This is a genomic window from Paraburkholderia bonniea, from assembly GCF_009455625.1.
GTDB classification, from domain to species: Bacteria; Pseudomonadota; Gammaproteobacteria; order Burkholderiales; family Burkholderiaceae; genus Paraburkholderia; species Paraburkholderia bonniea.
Genome location: NZ_QPEQ01000002.1, coordinates 275,282 through 294,388 on the forward strand (window position 1 = coordinate 275,282; position 19,107 = coordinate 294,388).

Annotated in this window: 14 protein-coding genes; 7 read left to right on the plus strand and 7 right to left on the minus strand. The window is 60.5% G+C overall.

Translation table 11 applies throughout. The annotated features are described in order from the left end of the window. Nucleotides 1–17 precede the first annotated feature (17 nt). The gene (locus GH656_RS15155; RefSeq protein ID WP_153076896.1) at nt 18–734 is read right to left on the minus strand and encodes an MgtC/SapB family protein; all 717 of its coding nucleotides are present in this window, start codon (nt 732–734) and stop codon (nt 18–20) included. Nucleotides 735–1,531: 797 nt separating this feature from the next. Between GH656_RS15155 and GH656_RS15160 the strand changes: the two genes are divergently transcribed. Next, nucleotides 1,532–2,101: a hypothetical protein gene (locus tag GH656_RS15160; RefSeq protein ID WP_153076897.1), complete on the plus strand. Its 570-nt coding sequence runs from the start codon at nt 1,532–1,534 to the stop codon at nt 2,099–2,101. Between the two features lie 180 nt (nt 2,102–2,281). Here the strand turns inward: GH656_RS15160 and GH656_RS15165 are convergent, their stop codons facing one another. Further along, complete coding sequence (locus GH656_RS15165) at nt 2,282–3,436, minus strand: metallophosphoesterase (protein WP_153076898.1); 1,155 nt, start codon at nt 3,434–3,436, stop codon at nt 2,282–2,284. Nucleotides 3,437–4,026: 590 nt separating this feature from the next. On the opposite strand from GH656_RS15165, the gene GH656_RS15170 reads away from it, so the two are divergent. Then, on the plus strand, nt 4,027–4,776 hold the full coding sequence (locus GH656_RS15170; RefSeq protein WP_153076899.1) for a response regulator: 750 nt from the start codon (nt 4,027–4,029) through the stop codon (nt 4,774–4,776). Nucleotides 4,777–4,900: 124 nt separating this feature from the next. Continuing rightward, the gene (locus GH656_RS15175) at nt 4,901–6,100 is read left to right on the plus strand and encodes an ATP-binding protein (RefSeq protein ID WP_153076900.1); all 1,200 of its coding nucleotides are present in this window, start codon (nt 4,901–4,903) and stop codon (nt 6,098–6,100) included. Here the strand turns inward: GH656_RS15175 and GH656_RS15180 are convergent. From GH656_RS15180 to GH656_RS15190, 3 genes are all read right to left on the minus strand, one after another. Continuing rightward, nucleotides 6,097–8,448, minus strand: coding sequence for a patatin-like phospholipase family protein (locus GH656_RS15180; RefSeq protein ID WP_153077347.1), 2,352 nt, complete (start codon nt 8,446–8,448; stop codon nt 6,097–6,099). The two genes, GH656_RS15175 and GH656_RS15180, sit on opposite strands and share 4 nt — an antisense overlap. A 236-nt stretch (nt 8,449–8,684) precedes the next feature. Then, nucleotides 8,685–10,157 (minus strand): NAD-dependent succinate-semialdehyde dehydrogenase, encoded by a 1,473-nt coding sequence (locus tag GH656_RS15185; protein WP_153077348.1) that lies wholly within the window; start codon nt 10,155–10,157, stop codon nt 8,685–8,687. 274 nt (nt 10,158–10,431) lie between these two features. Further along, entirely contained in the window at nt 10,432–11,709 is a 1,278-nt protein-coding gene (locus tag GH656_RS15190) for a 4-aminobutyrate--2-oxoglutarate transaminase (RefSeq protein WP_153076901.1), read from the minus strand. Between the two features lie 118 nt (nt 11,710–11,827). Between GH656_RS15190 and pdxR the strand changes: the two genes are divergently transcribed. The 3 genes from pdxR (at nt 11,828) to GH656_RS15205 (ending at nt 15,803) form a co-directional block, all read left to right on the plus strand. Beyond that, the gene (gene pdxR / locus GH656_RS15195; RefSeq protein ID WP_153076902.1) at nt 11,828–13,384 is read left to right on the plus strand and encodes a MocR-like pyridoxine biosynthesis transcription factor PdxR; all 1,557 of its coding nucleotides are present in this window, start codon (nt 11,828–11,830) and stop codon (nt 13,382–13,384) included. A 144-nt stretch (nt 13,385–13,528) separates the two neighbouring features. Further along, on the plus strand, nt 13,529–14,644 hold the full coding sequence (selD, locus tag GH656_RS15200) for a selenide, water dikinase SelD (protein ID WP_153076903.1): 1,116 nt from the start codon (nt 13,529–13,531) through the stop codon (nt 14,642–14,644). A gap of 256 nt (nt 14,645–14,900) precedes the next feature. After that, on the plus strand, nt 14,901–15,803 hold the full coding sequence (locus tag GH656_RS15205; protein WP_153076904.1) for a cation diffusion facilitator family transporter: 903 nt from the start codon (nt 14,901–14,903) through the stop codon (nt 15,801–15,803). A gap of 45 nt (nt 15,804–15,848) precedes the next feature. Here GH656_RS15205 and GH656_RS15210 read toward each other — a convergent pair whose 3' ends face one another. Both GH656_RS15210 and GH656_RS15215 read right to left on the minus strand, forming a co-directional pair. Further along, on the minus strand, nt 15,849–16,286 hold the full coding sequence (locus tag GH656_RS15210) for a hypothetical protein (RefSeq protein ID WP_153076905.1): 438 nt from the start codon (nt 16,284–16,286) through the stop codon (nt 15,849–15,851). Between the two features lie 730 nt (nt 16,287–17,016). Then, on the minus strand, nt 17,017–18,024 hold the full coding sequence (locus tag GH656_RS15215; protein WP_153076906.1) for a LysR family transcriptional regulator: 1,008 nt from the start codon (nt 18,022–18,024) through the stop codon (nt 17,017–17,019). Nucleotides 18,025–18,211: 187 nt separating this feature from the next. Here GH656_RS15215 and GH656_RS15220 point away from each other — a divergent pair, with 187 nt between their 5' ends. After that, nucleotides 18,212–19,099: an alpha/beta hydrolase gene (locus GH656_RS15220; RefSeq protein WP_153076907.1), complete on the plus strand. Its 888-nt coding sequence runs from the start codon at nt 18,212–18,214 to the stop codon at nt 19,097–19,099. Nucleotides 19,100–19,107: the final 8 nt, after the last annotated feature.

A 19,107-nucleotide genomic window follows, 5' to 3' on the forward strand; every position in this document is an offset into this window, starting at 1 on the left:
CAAGCTGAAACATCCCCTCACTCCGGCGCTGGTTCAGCTTCCTGCGCCACCCAACTAACACTCGACACGCCTTTTTCCATGCTGAGACGGCTCGCCATCCGTTCGAGCTTCGGCTGGTCTTTAGGGTGGAGCTTGAAATGCGCGCTCACGCGCAGGCGCGCTGGTTGTTGTGGCTGCTGCGGCATGTCCTCGCTGCTCAAGCTCTGAAATGACAACGGCATCGCATACATCGAATTCGACAATGCCGTGCGGATATGAATTTCATCTTCCTCGCGGCACACCACGGTCAGCACGTATACGCAGACGAGGTCGGCGTTGGTCACCGAACTGGCATTAATCAACCGGCTGATTTCGCGCAGCACGGTATTCGTCAGCAAGACGGTCACCGTGCCCGCGATGGCCGGGCCGTAATGTCCCGCGCCGCAGAGCACGCCCACCGCAGCCGAACACCACAAGGTCGCGGCTGTGTTGATGCCTTGCACGGAACCTTTGTCGCGCATGATGACGCCGCCACCGAGAAAGCCCACGCCAGACACGACATAGGCGGCGATTTGCGTCACGCCTGCTGTGCCATTGCCTGTGAGCACGCCTAATGTGACGAACAGGCAGGCACCGCTGGAAACCAGCGTAATGGTGCGGAGTCCCGCCATGCGCTGGCGGATCTGGCGCTCGACGCCAATGGCGACGCCGCAGGCGAAGGCGGCCAGCAGCCGCAAGATGAATTCGACAGTCATGAAAAAGCTGCCTCCAGTGAAATGGGTGAAGGAAGCACGGGCTCATGGCTGCGCAGGCGGGTCATGCCCGGTTACGCTTCAGGCCGCACCTGACAGGGGCAGGCACAACTGGGCGAATCACGGGTGACAACGCGCATGGGAGGCAGCACTTAGGCGACGCGCACGTTTTGCCGTGGAGGCAAGACGGCGGCAGAGGAGGAATCTGGCGGGAAGGTCTTGCCGTTCAGGCAAAGGGGTCAAACGAGGGTGGGTGACTACAGCAGTCCAAGGTCAGTTATCCCAAAAATGAAGTGGCAGATTTTAGGCGGCGGCTTAAGGCGGCGTCAACCCGTAAGCGCTTCCAGACGAGGGTGGATGAGAGGGTGAATGAGGGTGAGGTATTAGCGAGAAGGGCCGGAGAAAAAATAGGGCTCTAATATGCAGCGCGAAATATAAATGAAATCAAAAAATTAGATATGACGGGGTTTGGCTGATTATCTCGATATAAATAGTTTTTCGGTGCTTGACAAGGGGCATCCTGAAAAACACACTAGCCGGTGCATTAAATCTGGTTGAGTGACGCAAGCGTGAACCACCGGTCCATGCGAGTAATTTCAAATCGTCTCTGGCAAAAATGTCGGCCTGTTTGCCAATCTGACCTGCTCTGAATTTGTTTCTGGCGGTTACGTTTTTACCCTCTTCCCGACCTGTTGTCCTGATTGCGTCATTGCCATTTTTATAAAGGCGGCTTGCGGCATGTTGCGCGTGAGCTATCACGGTTATTTATTATTTTTTATATCCATACCACTGAGGTTCACATGAGCAAAAAAGTCGTAGGTCTGCTGGCAGGTGCGTTGATTTCCGCTACGTCGGGCCTGGCTGTCGCCGCGCCTGCAGTGCAGCCCGAGATCTCACAAGTCGCACCGGTTGCCGGGATCGAATTATTCGAGCCGTTCGTTGGCATCTCAACCCTGCAGGCACCTGGTGTCGTGAAATCGGTCAATATGGCCACCCGTGCGGTGACCCTGAGCGATCCAGAGCACGGCAGCGAAGTCACTTTCAATATTGATCCGTCAGGTGGCAATCTGGCCGAGATCAAGCGTGGCAAGACCGTCAATGTGTCGATGTCGCGTGAAGCAATCCTGGGTCATCCAACCGGCGCTACTGGCCAAACCCGAATCACCGTACCAGGCAACAGCGAAAGCATCCTCGCCGTGGTTCAGAGCGTCGATCACAGCACGGGCGTGATCAGCCTGAAAAAAGCGGATGGTTCGGTGTTCCGCATCAAGGGCCGCGAGCCGCTGAAAATGGCCGGTGTCGCAGCTGGCCAGCAAATCATGGTGGTGATGGCAGCGCAGGTTTTCATCTCGATCGCCCCCGCGCATTAAGTAGCTATTAAGCAGCCGCTATAGCCCAATGTTTGACCCTGATGTGCGGCGTATTTGCTGCGCATCAGCCTGCCGGTTAAAGCCCGTCGCACTCAACGTGCGGCGCATGGTTTTAACCGGCAGTTCTGTTTTTATTCCCCCCAGCTTCATTCCCCCCGGCTGGAAGAATGGCTCAGCTAGCTAGGCAGGCACCAGCCGTATCCGGGTGATTTCAGACGGTGCGCCCAGCCGCTTCGGTGGCCCCCAATAGCCAGTGCCACGGCTGGTATATACCCAGAGCGCATCCCAGCGAGCGAGCCCCGCCGTAAATGGCTGTTGCAGCCGCACGAAAAAATTCCACGGAAAAAACTGGCCACCATGCGTGTGGCCGGAGAGCTGTAGCGTAAAGCCCGCTTCGGCGGCTGCCTTGGCGCTGCGTGGCTGATGGGCGAGCAGGATTTTGGTGCTGATCTGGCCTGGTGCCCCGGCGAGCGCTGCGAACGGATCGCTGCGCTGGCTGGGATCGAAGCGGCCGGCTGAATAATCAGTCACGCCTGCAATGACAGCTTGTGCGCCCCGGTGGGTGATAACCACGTGCTGGTTAAGTAGCACCGTCAAGCCCAGACGCCGGAATTCGGTGACCCATGCGTCGGCACCAGAGTAGTACTCGTGGTTGCCGGTCACCAGAAACACCCCGTGACGCGCTTTCAAACCCGCCAGTGGCTGAGTGTGGCGTGCGAGCCGGGGCACGCTGCCGTCGATCACATCGCCGGTAATCGCAATCAGGTCCGGCTCTAGCTGATTCACGGCATTGACGATCGCGTCGACGTAGCCATGCTTGATCGTCGGGCCAACGTGGATATCGCTGATCTGCACGATGGTGAAGCCATCGAGCTCAGGCGGCAGATGTTCAAGCGGCACCTCGACGTTCACCACGCGGGCGCGCCGGCGGGCATTGAACAGGCCCAGCGCCGTCACGAGCAGGGCCAGGATCAGCGTGAATGCCGCTGAAGTAGCGTTCCAGCGTGACCAGTCCAGCGCATGAGGCCAGATGATCCCGGTCAATTTGAGGCCTAACAGGAACAAGTCACGCACGGCAGTCAGGATCAGCAGCGACGAAAAAAAACCCATCGCCAGCAAGCCAATCCACGCGAAGGTCTCGCCCAGCCGGTATTGCTCAATGGAGCGAGCCAGCATGCCGACCGGAATCAGGGCGCATGAAAGCGCCAGCCATGCCACGGCGAGCCCATGGCCCACCGGCCCGACCGGCAAATAGGGCACCAGCCGTAAGCCAACGTAAAGATGCAAAAGAATACCGATGCAGATAACACGGAAAATCAGCGATGGACGGGGCATGGGGCGCGCAAAAAGGACGGGAGCGGATGAGGACGTACTGGGGTTGCGCTTGCAGCAAACATCATTGGCATAAACCAGCGCGCCTGAAAACAGCTGGGGCATTTTAGCGGCAGCGTGGCAGGGGCGCTTGCCTCGTGGCGCAAGCATTGAACCTGCAGCTGATCCGATTGAGCGCCATTAGCAGTGAATTTTATAAATTAGTAAAAATAAAAATAAAGTTTATGCGCATAAGGTTTGAGCGAATAGCGGCGTTATAGGGCTTTAATCCCTTCTTTGCTTAATTGTCGATTTTTGTCTTGAAATTGTGTCTGGTGCAGCTACATCGGCTATTCTCTCGCGCAGCCGCAGTTCATGCGGCTGGCATATCACCGAATGCTGAATTCGCGCTGATTTTTAGCGCCTGAACAAGCGGTCGAACTACCTGTATATGCAGTGATTTATTGCTTACATCATTATTATTTCTGGAATTCGCGCTCATTCCTGCCGTTTAGCCTCTTTCTTGCGCGAACCTTTGCGCTGTATGCATCGCAGGCTATTTGAGGTGTGTCATATAACAGGCGTCACTTTTTTCGGTATCGAGCATTGCGTTTATGTCTTTTCTGATTTTGCTTGTGGAGGATGACCAGCGGCTTTCAGCACTGGTCGCCGGTTATTTGCGCAAACACGGCTATGAGGTGGATGTCGTGCTGAATGGCAAAGATGCCGTGTCAACTATCGTGCGTCGTCGTCCCGATCTGGTAATTCTCGATGTCAATTTGCCAGGCAAAGATGGCTTTCAGATTTGCCGCGAAGCGCGTCAGCAATTCAATGGGGTGATCGTGATCGTGACGGCGCGTGATGAGCCGTTTGATGAAGTGCTCGGATTTGAACTCGGTGCGGATGATTATGTGCACAAGCCGGTCGAGCCACGGATTTTGCTGGCTCGGGTCAAGGCCTTGTTGCGCCGGGTTGGCAGCGCTCGTCCCGCTGAATCTGCGTTGCGCCAAGACCCGGCCTGGGTGGGCGAGGGGCTGAGTGCCCAGCCCGAACGTTATACCTTCGGCAAGTTCGTGATCTGCCGTATGAGCCGGACCGTGACCTTGCCCGATGGCAGCGTGCCTGATCTGACCACCGCTGAGTTCGATCTGCTTTGGGCTTTGGCGCGCAGCGCGGGCGAAGTGGTGAGCCGGGATGATCTGATGCGCCAGTTGCGCGGCGTTGAATTCGATGGACTAGACCGCACTATCGACGGCGGAATTTCAAAGCTGCGGCGCAAGCTGCATGACGACGCAGCAAACCCTCAACGGATCAAAACCGTGCGCGGCAAGGGTTATCAATTCAGCAAGCTCGCCTGGGAATGAGCAGAAGCACCTGCGGGCCAAACCATGCTTGTCCGGGCTATGTGGCAAGGGCCTATGCCACGCTGGGTGGCGTTGATTTACACCGTTCATTCCCGCCGGTGTGTGTTGCCAAAGCGTTGCTCTCATGACTCTGAGCGTGTCAAACGTGCCAAAACCTCGTTTCCTGCGCTATTGCAAATGGCGCTGGCTGAGCTTCCGCCGCGGCTGGGCCAATAGCTCCTGGGCCAAGACGCGCTCGGATCGCATTCCATGCTGGCTACGGTTTTATGTGCAGGCGTATTGCCGTTTGCTGGGGCTGGTGACGGTGGTGGCCACGCTGCCTGTGGTGATGATGCTGTGGCTTGAGCATGTCTCGGGCGAGATATGGCACATATGGCACGCCACGCATCTCGCTGGCGCGGTGCTGGTATTGCTGGCGGTGGTGCTGCTCGCCCCCGCTGTGGCCGCGTATCGCTGGATACGTCCGATATGGCTCGATCTGGTGATGGTGCGTGAGCACAGCATTGATTTTTCCGGTGGCCGCTTTCATACCCGGGCCGGCGTGTCGAACAGCGCTATCAGCGACCCGCTAGCCCGCACGCTGAACCGGGTGGCCGAGCGCATGGAGCGGCTGATCGAGGCGCAACGTGAACTGACCAACGGCATTTCACATGAATTGCGCACACCGCTGGCGCGTGTGCGCTTTGCGCTGGAGATTTTGCGTGAACCGGCTTCGGCGGCTGAATACAGCAGTGCCCTGGCCAGCATTGATCAGGACATGACCGAACTGGATGAACTGATCGACATGAGCCTGACCTACGCCCGGCTTGAATACAGCTCACTCCAGGCGAATCTGGAGCCCACCTTGCTGGCGGCCTGGTTCGATAGCCAGCTTGATGACGCCATGCTGCTTTATTCCGAGCGCGAGATTGTCTGGCGCATCGAGGTCGATCACAGTTTGTGCGTGGAGATGGACCGGCGTTTGATGTCCTGTGCATTGCGCAACCTGTTGCGCAATGCCAGCAAATACGCGCGCTCGACCATTCTGGTCGGGCTGGAAGTGCGGCATGGCCAAGTTGAAATCTTTGTCGAAGATGATGGCGCTGGGGTGCCAGAGAGCGAGTGGGAGCGGATTTTTAACGCGTTTGTGCGGCTTGACCGTCATACCGCCGGATATGGCCTCGGGCTGGCGGTGACGCGTCAGGTGCTGCATGCGCATCGAGGGCGCATTCGTGTGACTGCGCCGCTGCGCTTGCCGGGGGCGCGCTTCGAGTTGAGCTGGCCAGGCGGCATGGCGGGCGTGGCCTCCCAGCTTGGCGGCGCACGGAGCGCCGTCTCGTTCTAGTACGTATGCCCTAGCTGAAAGTAGAAGTTGTAGCGCCCGCCCGGGGCGAAGGCGATGCCGACATACAGCGGCCCAAATGCGCTGGTGGCGGCGGTGAACAACGTGGCGCTGCGCTTGAGTGGCGAGCTGCCAATCTCTGTGGCGCGCTCCCACACATTGCCCGCTTCCAGACTCACGCCTGCAAACAACGCCCGGATGGGCGACGCGTTAAATGTCGCCAGTTGGTTCATGTAAGTCACCTGGGCATACAGCACCGAGTTGCCCGACAACTGGTCAGCCGCATAAGCCGATAAATGCTGGAAGCCGCCCAGGGTGAAGCCCAGCGGATTGACAGGATTGGGCCCGCCGAAATCGTTGCCCGCTTCGAGGCTGGCATTCACGCTATGACGCCCGATGCTCGCCGCGACGATGCCTTTGGCGTACACCTCGGTATAGCGCTCGCTGGGGGCAAAGAGCGACTGCTCGGCGCGGACTTCGGCGAAGTAGCCTTTGCGGGCAAAGAGCGGATCGTCCAACTGGTCAATCACGAGGCGTGCCCGCAGGCTTAACTGGCGGCCGTAGTAATTCGGAAACTTGTGGACGATGCCAAACAATGCAGAGGGCAACTGATACTCCGGGCTGGCCGAGCCGTGCGCGTAGGCCACGCCAATCCGGAAGTCGCCCAGGCGGGCCAGCGGCAGGCCGAAATCCAGCCCGGCCCGTTCGGTCTGGAGGTAGTACTGCGTGACTTTCTGGCCGCTGCCGGGGTCGTAGAGATTGGCGTAACGGCGTTGAAACTCCAGGTACGGCGCGATGTAGTAACCCACCTTGTCTGACAGCGGCTGACGCAATTCGGCATGCACGTTCTGCAAGTCGCTGCCGAGCGTGCTGTCTATCCGGCCTTCCAGCCCTGCGCTGGTGAGCCATGGACGGCGGTAGCCCAGATGGAGGCGGAAGCCGCCTTCGTCGGTTGAACTGCTCGACAAGCCCAGGCCGAATAGCAGGAAGTTAGGACCCCAGTATTTATCCTGAGCATCGAGCACCAGGCGGTGCGTGCCGCCATCGCTGATGAGCTGCTGACGGACGCTTTCGAGGTTGCCTGCGGTGGTGAGGGTCAGCAGATCCCGATTGATTGCCTGGGCGTCGTACAGATCGCCGGGTTTCACATGAAGCGCATTGCGTACATATTCTTCTGGCACTGAGCCGTGCGAGGTGATTTCGATGCTGGTGAGGCGCACGGGTTTCGCGGCTAGTGGTGCATGTGCGGCGCGATATTGGGCGTATTGCCCGGGTGTCAGTGCCAGATGCTGGAGCTGCGGTAACGCGGCACGGGCGGCGGCCTCGCCAGCGGCAATGGCTTCGTTCGCGCGGGAAAAACTGGTGAAGCTCAGCGTGCCCAGGTCAGGGGTGATGAGCGTGTCCTGCGGGTTGAGTAATGCGCGCTGACGCGTCACGTTTTGCCGGATCAGGATGCCGATCATCTGCTGCATGACATCGGCCGGGGAAGCGAGGGCATCTAGCGCGCGCAGCGGCGAGCCAATATCGACCGCGATCACCACGCCGGCACCCATCTGGCGCGCGGTTTCGACCGGTAGATTGCTGACCAGCCCGCCATCGACAAGGGTACGGCCATCGACTTCGGCGGGCGCGAATAAACCCGGCATGGCCATGCTGGCCCGGATCGCCTGGGGTAATGCGCCTTGTTCGAGTACGACCTCTTGCCCGGTCTGGAGATCGGTGGCAATCGCCCGGAATGGAATCGGCAACTGGTTGAACGAACGGTTGCTGGCAGCGCTGCTGGTCCAGTCTTGCAGCAGCGCTTGCAGACGATTGCCCTGGACCAGGCCAGCGGGCAGCTTGAAGCCCTTCGCGCCATAACCGAAAGAAAGACTGCTGACATAGAGCCGCTCGTCTTCGCGTTGCGCTTGCGGCAGTGCGGGGCGCTCGGTGACGTCGAACGCGATGTCCGCCAGATTGACGCCAGACAGACGCTGCTCCATGTCATGCGCATCCATACCGGTGGCGTATAGCCCGCCGACCACCGCGCCCATGCTGGTGGCGGCGATGCAATCGACAGGAATGCGGTTGTCTTCGAGTACTTTCAGCACGCCGATATGAGCGTAGCCGCGCGCACCGCCGCCCGAGAGCACGAGGCCGACTGCTGGGCGGCCAGACTTGCCGGCCGTGGCACTGCAGGCGGTTTCTGCCGCGTGGGCGCGTGGGGTGAACCAGGTGCCGCACGCGATGAGGGCAATGAAGATGACGCGCGCCATGAGCATGGTGCGCGAGTGCTGCGCTGTACGTGACGCCTTACCGGTGGTTCTGGTGGCTTGGATGGACAGGCTGCTGAGGTGGGCCGGCGCTCGCATCATCAGCGTTTTGAACAGAAAGAAAAGCGAGAGATTACAGGGTTTTACGTGCCAGGCACGAGAATGGCGCGTTTGGCTGGCGTGGTCACGCCGCAGGCAAATAGGGCGCTGGCATGGTGCTCGCGGGACGGGTAATACGTGAAAAATCTGGCACGAAAAAGGCTGGCATGCGCGCTTGCGCGATGCCAGCCTGGGGTGCCCTACAGCTTGCCTTTACTACTTACTACAACCCACTCCTACAACCCGCCCATGCACAGATACTTGATGACGACGTAATCGTCGACGCCGTAGTGCGAGCCTTCACGACCTAGGCCCGATTGCTTGACCCCGCCAAACGGTGCGACTTCATTCGAAATCAGGCCGGTGTTGATCCCCACCATGCCGTATTCCAGCGCTTCAGCCACGCGCCACACGCGGCCAATATCGCGGCTGTAGAAATACGACGCGAGGCCTGATTCGGTGTCGTTTGCCATCCTGATTACTTCTTCGTCCGACGAGAAACGGAACAGCGGGGCAAGCGGCCCGAAGGTTTCATCGCGGGCGACTTTCATGTCGGAGGTGACGCCAGTCAGCACGGTCGGCTCAAAGAAGCCATGGCCCAGTGCATGACGCTTGCCGCCCGCCATGACATGGGCCCCTTTGGCGAGGGCGTCTTCGATATGCGCTTCGACTTTTAGTACCGCAGCTTCGTTGATGAGCGGGCCTTGCGTGACACCGGCTTCGGTGCCGAGACCGACCTTCAGCTGACCGACCGCGGCGCTCAGTTTCGTGGCGAACGCGTCGTAAATCCGCTCGTGGATATAAAAGCGGTTGGTACACACACATGTCTGGCCGCTATTGCGGTACTTCGATGCAATCGCACCCGCGACCGCTGCGTCCAGATCCGCATCTTCGAACACGATGAATGGCGCGTTGCCGCCCAGTTCCAGCGAGACTTTTTTCACGGTCGGCGCGCATTGCGCCATCAGCAGGCGGCCAATCGCGGTTGAGCCGGTGAACGACAGCTTGCGCACGACCGGGTTGCTGGTCATCTCGCCGCCAATCGCTTTGGGCTCGCCGGTAATCACGCTGAAAATGCCCGCTGGCACACCCGCGCGTTCGGCTAGCACGGCCAGCGCTAGTGCGGAGAACGGTGTGGCTTCGGCGGGTTTGACGATGATCGGGCAGCCTGCCGCAAGCGCTGGGCCGACCTTGCGGGTAATCATCGCGGCGGGGAAATTCCACGGCGTGATGGCTGCGCAGACACCGATCGGCTCTTTGGTGACAATCAGGCGGCGGTCGGCGGCGACGGTCGGCAGTGTGTCGCCATTGATGCGTTTGGCTTCTTCAGCGAACCATTCGAGAAATGAGGCGGCGTACTGGATTTCGCCTTTGGCTTCCGCGAGCGGCTTGCCTTGCTCGGTGGTCAGGATCAGTGCGAGATCGTCCGCGTGCTGCAGCATCAGATCGTGCCATTGGCGCAGGATCGCGCCGCGCTGCTTGCCAGTGAGCGCGCGCCACGCGGGCCAGGCTTCGTTGGCGGCTTCGATGGCGCGGCGGGTTTCGGCCGCACCCATGCGTGGGATGGTGCCGACGGGTGCGCCCGTAGCGGGATTGACGACATCGAGTGTGGTGTTGTCGTCCGCAGCCTGCCATTGACCGGCCAGATACGCCTGGTTTTTTAGCAGGGTGGGATCTTTCAATGCGAGCAGAGCGATTGACGGGTTCATGGTGGGAGGAATGAGGAGGAGCGTGAAGGGAACATCGCCGCCGGAACGGCGATCACGGTGCGGCACATGCAAATGCAGCAAATACAAACGCAAATACAAACGCAAATACAAACGCCAACGGTGGCCAATAGCGGCAAACGGCGATGCAAACAGCGCAAACATTAAAGCCAGCGGCCGCGTGGTGCAGGCAACGCGGTACCGCTGGCTAATGCGGCAGACGGGTGGGCGGCTAGCCCGCCCGCGTGATGTTACTCGCCGTATCAACCGGAGCTGCTTAGCCTTTGGCGCTTGCTTTCAGCACGTCTTCGAGGATGCCGATGGCTTCGTCGAAAACCGCTTGCTGGATGGTGAGCGGGAACAGGAAGCGCACCACATTGCCATGTACACCGCAGACCAGCAACAGCAGGCCGCGTTCCAGTGCTTTGGTCTGTACCAGCTTGGTGAAGGCCGTATCCGGCTCATTCGTGCCTGCCTTGCAGAACTCGACGGCGATCATCGCGCCGGGGCCGCGCACATCGCTGATTTGCGGCACGCTGGCTTGCAATGCGATCAACTTGTTTTTCAGCTGGTCGCCCAACGTCGTGGCGCGCTCGCACAGTTTTTCTTCGTCGATGATGCTCAACACTGCGTGTGCCGCCGCGATGGACAGCGGGTTGCCCGCATAGGTGCCACCTAGCCCGCCAGGTGCGGCGGAATCCATGATTTCCGCGCGGCCGACTACGCCTGACAGCGGCATGCCGCCCGCGAGGCTCTTGGCCATCGTCATCAGGTCGGGCACGACATCGTAGTGTTCCATCGCAAAGAGCTTGCCGGTGCGGGCAAAGCCGGTTTGCACTTCGTCGGCAATCAGCAAGATGCCGTGTTCATCGCACAGCTGGCGCAGCGCGCGGACGAAATCAGCTGGCGCGGCATAAAAACCGCCTTCGCCTTGCACCGGTTCGAAGATGATGGCGGCGACGCGTTTGGGGTCGACGTCAGCCTTGAACAGCAGTTCGATGGCCTTGATCGAATCAGCGGTGGTTACGCCGTGCAGCGGGTTCGGGAACGGAGCATGGAACACGTCGGACGGGAACGGACCAAAGCCGATTTTGTATGGGGCGACCTTGCCGGTGAGGGCCATGCCCATCATCGTGCGGCCATGGAAGCCGCCGCTGAATGCGATCACGCCCGGGCGGCCAGTGGCGGCGCGGGCGATCTTGATGGCGTTTTCGACGGCTTCAGCGCCGGTGGTGAAGAAGGCGGTTTTCTTGGGGAATTTGCCGGGGGCGCGCTGGTTGATGGCTTCAGCCAGTTCGACATACGACGCATACGGCACGATCTGGTAAGCAGTGTGGGTGAATAGGTCGAGCTGCTCACGGATGGCGGCGACGATCTTCGGATGGCGGTGGCCGGTATTGCACACGGCGATGCCTGCTGCGAAGTCGATAAAACGGCGTCCTTCGACGTCCCACAGCTCGGAATTCTCTGCCCGCGCTGCGTAAAAATCACACATCACGCCCACGCCGCGCGGCGTGGCGGCGTTCTTGCGGTTTTGCAGATCAGCATTTTTCATGATTGGCTCCTTCACACTTGGGTTGTCGGATGCGCGCGGAACGCGGCTCGTGCCGTGACTATAATCAGGTTTGGCTCTCAAAATTAGAGCCATTTCGATAAATATTCAGGAGCCACTTATGCGGACCAGCGTGCTTTCCGACTGGCTGGCGCAGCGTCTTGAGCGGGGCGGCGGCCAGCCGTTGTATCGCCAGTTGCACCATTTGCTGCAGCAGGCGATTTTGTCGCGCGAGCTGCCTGCGGGCAGCAAAGTGCCTTCGTCGCGGCTGCTGGCAGCTGAGCTGGGCATCGCGCGCAATACCGTGACGCAGGTGTACGAACAACTCGTGCTGGAGGGCTATGTGCACTCGGCGAGCGGGCGCGGCACGTTTGTGGCTGATAGCGCGCCGGATGAAATCGTCGGCGCGTCGGGCGTGGAGCACACGCCACTGGTGTTGTCCGCGCTTAGTCCAGCGGCGCTGGCACCGCTAGCACCACTAACACCATTGGCACCGCTGCCGCCTGCGGTAACACAGACGCTGTCGCAGCGCGGCACCCGGCTGGTGGCGGGCGCGGGCGTGTCGAAACGGCAAGGCGGCGCGTTCATGCCAGGCGTGCCGGATGTGACGCGGTTTCCGGCGCGCGTGTGGGCCCGTCTGCATAACAAGTACTGGCGCAGGCTGCGCCCCGATCTGCTGACTTACGCGCCAGGCGGCGGGCTGGCGCTGCTGCGTCATGTGCTGGCCGACTATCTGCGCACTTCGCGCTCGGTCCGTTGCGCCCCGGAGCAGATCATCATCACGACCGGGATTCATCAGTCAGTCGATCTGGCCGTGCGCTTGCTGACTGACCCAGGAGATCTGATCTGGACCGAAGATCCGTGCTACTGGGGCGTGCGCAGTGTGCTGCATGTCTCGGGCCTGGAGACGCGGCCGATTGCGGTCGATGACGAAGGCATTAACCCTTCTCCCGATGATTTGCAGCATCCGCCGAGGATGATGCTGGTGACGCCGTCGCACCAGTACCCGCTGGGGATGGTGATGAGCCTCGCGCGGCGCAGGATGCTGCTGGAATACGCGCGCCAACAACAGTGCTGGATCATCGAGGACGACTACGACAGCGAGTACCGCTATGGCAGCCGTCCGCTAGCGTCGTTGCAGGGGCTGGATACGGCGGGGCAGGTGATCTACGTCGGCAGCTTTGGCAAGACGCTGTTTCCGGGCTTGCGCATGGGTTACCTGGTGGCCCCCGAAGGGCTGGCCGAACGTTTTGCGACGGCTAGCGCGGAGTTGTACCGGGAAGGGCAATTGCTGCAACAGGCGATGCTGGCGGAATTTATCGCCGAAGGGCATTTCACCTCGCATATCCGCAAGATGCGAGCGCTCTATGGCCAGCGGCGCGGTGCGCTGCTCGAAGCCGTGGCGCAGCGCTACGGCACCGCGCTGCCGACGCTGGGGGGCGATGCGGGCTTGCATCTGGTCTTGCAACTGCCGCCTGGCGTCGATGACCGGGCGGTGGCCATGGCGGCGCTGGAACGCAATATCGTCGTGCGGGCGTTGTCGGGCTATTACGCCGAGGCGTCACGCGCCGCGCCGGGCCTGCTGATGGGTTATGCCTGTGTGCCGGATGAAGAGATCGCGCCGGCGTTCAGCGTGCTGGCCGATGCGCTGGATGTGACGCTGAAAGGGATACGGTGAATGGCGGGCATCAATCGCGTTGGTGTTGGTGTTTGCGCATAGCGTTGGTGCATAGCGAGACGCCGCCTGAAAATGCACGCCGCAAGCCAGCCATCGACACGGATTCGCCATAATGGTGCCCCCGCTCCCTGACGGAATGCCGCTATGACTGAGTCTGTTGCTTCTTCTGTGCTTGCCGCTCCGGTTTCCCCTCCTGCTGATGCTTCTTCCTCGCTTGCCGTGCCCGCCCCTCGTCTGACCAGCCTGTCACATGGCGGTGGCTGCGGTTGCAAGATCGCCCCTGGGGTGCTGGCCGAGCTACTTGAGCGCCATGTGCCACTGCCTGCTTTCCCGCATTTGATCGTGGGCCCCGATACCGCTGATGACGCCGCGGTGTATCGCCTGAACGACGAACAGGCGCTGATTGCCACCACCGATTTCTTTATGCCGATCGTTGACGATCCGTATGACTTTGGCCGTATCGCGGCAACCAACGCGCTCTCGGATGTGTATGCGATGGGCGGCCGGCCGATTCTGGCGCTGGCGCTGGTTGGGATGCCCATCAGCGTGTTGCCGCACGGCGTGATCGCAGCGGTGCTGCGCGGTGGCGAGGATGTGTGCGCTGAGGCGGGCATCCCGGTCGCAGGCGGGCATTCGATTGATTCCGTCGAACCGATTTACGGCTTGGCCGCGCTGGGCCTGGTGCATCCGCAGTACGTCAAGCGCAATGCCACGGCGCAAGCGGGCGATGTGCTGGTGCTGGGCAAGGCGCTGGGTGTCGGTGTGCTGTCAGCAGCGCTGAAAAAAGACCAGCTCGACGCCAGCGGCTATGCCGCGATGATCGCCACCACAACCCAGCTCAATCGCCCCGGGATCACGCTGGCCATGCTGCCGGGAGTGCATGCGTTGACCGATGTAACGGGTTTTGGCCTGCTGGGCCATACGCTGGAGCTGGCCCGCGGCGCACAACTCACTGCTCATCTGGACTACGCAGCGCTGCCCTGGCTGCCGGGCGTCGAAGGTTTGGCCCGCGCCGGGGTGTTCACCGGCGCATCTGGCCGCAACTGGGCGGCGTATGGCGCGGAGGTGACGCTGGATGAAGCGCTGCCCGTGATGGCGCAAACCTTGCTGACGGATCCGCAGACGTCTGGCGGCTTGCTGGTGGCGTGTGCCGCCGAAACCGTGCCCGAGGTGCTGGCGGTATTTCGCGAGGAAGGCTTCGCGGCCGCCTCGGTGATCGGTGAGATGCGCGCGGGGGCCGCGCGCGTGGTGGTCACCTGAGTTTTCGTGCCTGGTGCGTGTCTGGCGTGATGGTGTGACGGTGGCCGTGCCATCACGCATCACGCCATCGCGTCAGGCTTGTCACACTTTTCACGCTGTTGCGGCACTGGTTTTTCACGCTTTCACGCTCTCACGTCTTCCCTCTCACATCACGGGCTAGCCGCTGTGTGGCAGCGGCAGGTTATGCCGTGCCTGACCGTCATCGCTCGCGTCGTGCGAGGCGTTTCCAATCCTCCGTTTTCTGGCTTTTCTGACAATGAAAGAAGAATCACCCAAGGCGATTTTTTACGCGCTGGCCGCGAATTCCGGCATCGCGGTGTGCAAGTTTGTTGCCGCTGCGTTGACGGGCTCGGGCTCGATGTTTGCTGAAGCGATTCATTCGAGCGCCGATTGCGGCAACCAGTTGTTGTTGCTGTTCGGCCTGCGTGCGGCGCGTAAGCCTGCGAGCGAATTGCATCCGCTAGGCGCGGGCCGCGAAATTTATTTCTATGCGCTGATCGTCGCGTTGCTGCTGTTTTTTGCGGGTGGCGCGTTCTCGGTTTACGAGGGGGTACACCGGTTGCTGGTGCCGGAGCCGCTGTCGCATGCGTATGTCGCGTTAGCGGTGCTGGGGGTTTCCGTGGTGCTGGAAGCGCTCTCGCTGGCGGGCGCGTTGCGCGAGATTCGCCGCCATAACCCCGGACAGTCGCTGTGGCGCTGGTTCCGCGAGACGCGTGAATCCGAATTGCTGGTGGTCGCGGGTGAGGACGTCGCAGCTCTCGCTGGGCTGGTGATGGCGTTTGCCGCCGTGCTGCTGACGATGCTGACGGGCAATCCGTTGTACGACGCGCTGGGTTCGATTGGCGTGGGGGTGTTGCTGATGGTGATTGCCTGGGCGGTGGCGCGTGAAGTGAAGTCGATGCTGCTGGGCGAATCCGCCAGCCCAGCGGTGCGACGCGCGATTGAAGCGCATTTGCGGGCCCGCCCGGAGGTGACCGGCATCATCAATCTGATTACGTTGCAGTGGGGCCGCCACGTGGTGGTGGCGGTGCAGGCGGAGATGGTGGATTACCCCAGCGGCCGCGCACTGATTGACGCGATCAATGTGATCGAAGCCGATCTGCAACTGAGTTTTCCGCAGGTGCGGTGGGTCTTTTTTGAGCCGGAGGTCCGGCGTTAGGGCGTGGGTTTGCCCGTTTTACTGGAGGCCATCCGGCTCACTCACTCACGCTTTGATCCAGGCATGCGTGCTTCGGACACGGACGATGCTCATGGCTTCTTTCAAGAACTCGTCCGCTTCGGCTGCGGTTTTTACGCCGAGCATGACGGATGCGAACGTTCTGTTTTTGTAAACCATCACGGCGTGCGCTATTGGCGTCCGGCCAGCTCTGAATTCATTGACGAGCTTGCGATAGGCCTCCAGCGAGGCGATCGATGACAGCAGTGTTTCGTCGGGCTGCCACGCGTCAATGTTGCCGCCCCACCACCGGGTACTGGCACTTGCGATTAATGCCACCACCACGCGCCGGTTCGCCTCGGTCCGGCGTGCCCGGTCTAGCGCCGCACCTAACGAGTCGGCAGCGGACATCCCCTGTTTCATTTCAGTTGTGCCCTGAGTGTTGAAGCTTGTTGAGCCTGCGCGGAAAGTAACGGTGCGCTGCATCGTCGTGCGTGTGGCGCTGCTGGTTTTCGGCTGAGGGCCGGGACGCGGCCGTCGTTTTTGTCACCTGTGCCATGTCCCTGGAAAAATCCAGAGCTAGCTAGCAGAACGCTCTCGCCGCTGCCCCGCGTGCCTCGCATTATCTCGAAAAAGTGGTCGTGGCGGAACGGGAAGTGGGGGATCTCGCCCGTGATGGAACCTGGGCGAGACATTTTGTTACCTGGCAAGCGGGCAAAATCCGGATCAATTCATGGAGTGAAATTTCCGGCTGGTTAAAGTTCGATGTTTTAAAAACTGCTTTTTCTATTGAATAATTTTTGATTTTTCTTTTAATTAATTTATTTAAACAATGGCTGGAAATTTAAGGCTGTTTGAAGCCCTCCGGGGTAATAAAACATCATCGAATGGCTGCGCCAGAGTATTTCAAATAAACCGTTCAACGCATGGTCCGGAGGGGTTTTCGACGCAAGATTTACGGGCTGAGCGGAACAAAACCGATAGCGAGATACAAATCTCGTCTCAGGCGCTCAAGAAAGCCTAATGGCGCTGGGCTGACAGGCCCAATTCAGCTGCTGCTAGTTTTTCAAGCACCGGGTGAGGGCGGCTTTCATTGCGTCTTATCCCGGGGTTTCATCTCGATACGGCATCCCGATGATCGCTTGCGCTTTCAGCGTCTCCAGCAAAATCACGCCATTCAGGTGGCCATCCCGCAGAGCGCTTGCGCTGCCAGGCTTCAAGCCACCCACTCCGGCAGCACAGGCGTGGCCAGCGGCGAACCGGCTTCTTCCAGTTCGGCAAAGGTGCGCTTGGTGCACGCGTTGCCGAGGCTGGCGCGTCCGCTTAATAGCTCGCACCGGTCAAAGCGCTCAGCGATCCAGTCCACAAACACCCGCACTTTCGGCGACAAGTGCCGGCTATGCGGATACACCACCGAGATCGGCATCGGCAGCGGCTTGATATCTGGCAGTACCTCCACCAGCTCACCCGACTGCAGCTGCGGCAGCACCATGTAACGCGCGGGCTGGATCAGTCCAAAACCCTCCATGCCGCAGGTCACATAAGCATCGGCGTCGTTGACGGCGACGATGCCCTTGATCTTCACCGAGACTTCCTTGCCCTCCACCAGAAAGGTCCAGTCCATCACGCGGCTGGTGCGGCTGGAAAAATAATTCACCGCCTTGTGCTGCGCCAGATCAGCCAGCGTGCGTGGAATGCCATAGCGCCGCAAATAATCAGGCGAGGCGCACGAGACGCCTTGAAACAGTCCGATCCGGCGTGCCACTAGCGACGAATCCTGCAGTTCACCCACCCGCACCACGCAATCCACCCCTTCTTGCAGCAGATCGACCGGACGGTCAGTCAGGCCCAGTTGCAAGTCGATATCCGGGTAACGGAGGTGGAATTCACATAACTGGGGAATCACCAGCAAACGGCCGATTGAGCCCGGCATGTCGATGCGTAGCTTGCCGTGCGGCTTCTTGTTGCCGCTTTGAAAGCTGCTCTCGGTTTCTTCGACGTCGGCGAGGATGCGCACGCAACGCTCGTAATACGCCGCCCCGTCGGGCGTCAGCGACAGGCGGCGCGTCGTGCGATGCATCAGGCGGGTGCCGAGAAACGCTTCGAGATTCTGAATGATGGTTGTGACCGACGCGCGGGGCAGGTCGAGGGTTTCCGCTGCCCGCGTGAAGCTGTTGGTATCGACCACCCGGGTGAAGACTTGCATGGCCTGTAGACGGTCCATCGCGGTACTCCGAAAGAGCCAGCGCTTCTGGGCTTCGCCGCTTTAGCCAGAAAAAGCTTAAGCAAATACGTCAGCCGATTGTTCAGAAGCGCCGAATTGTGTTGCCGGATTATAGGCATTTATCTCGAAATAGGTAGCGCTCACAATTCGCCTCATTCAAGCGTTTAACGCCCTAGTGCGGTTCTTTATGCAAGCCCCTCTGGTTTTTCCCACCGCGTCTGCTGCTGCCGCTGCTGAGCGCGCGGCGCGTGGTGCAGCGGTGCCGCTGGTGGTCAGCGACATGGTGATTGAAGGCCACGCGCAGGCGGTGACATTGCGGCTGTATCGCCCCGCTGAGGCGCAGGGCTTGCCGGTGCTGCTGTATTTCCACGGTGGTGGGTTTATGCGCGGCTCGCTTGATGAAGCCGATGGCAGCGCCCGCTATCTGGCTCGGCATTTGCCTGCGCTGGTGGTGTCGGTGGGGTATTCGCTGGCACCGCAGTTTCCGTTTCCGGCTGCGCCGGAAGATGCGCATCGGGCGGCGCTCTGGGTGCAGCGTCATGCGCGCGCATTGGGTGGCAATCCGAAGCATTTCGCGCTGGCCGGTTACGACGCAGGCGGGCAACTGGCGAATAGCCTGGCTTTTATCGCCCGTGATCGCGGTGATGTGCGTTTTGCCGCCCAGGCGCTGTTTGGGCCGATGCTCGATCCGAGCCTGACGCGCCTGGGCGACGCCGAGAAACTGCGCTCCGATATCACCGCGCGCGAGTGCGCTGCCTGCTACCGCGCGTACTTGCCGGATGCCTCGCAGCGCATGCATCCGTATGCCGCACCGCTCGAATCCATGCGCCTGGCGGGCTTGCCCGCCACCTTGATCCTGACCGCGCAAAACGATGTGCTGCACCGCGAAGCCGAGCACTACGCCAGCCGTTTGATTGAAGCGGGGGTGCTGATCCAGGTGGTGCGTTACCCCGGGGTATCGCATGCCGCGCTTGCAGCGCATCCGGCCGCGCTGCAAGAGACGGTGCGTTTTCTTCGGGGCCGCTTTGATGCTCGTCTTGAGGCCCCTGCGTGGATGCCCGTGCCCCTGCGCTGAATGCTGAA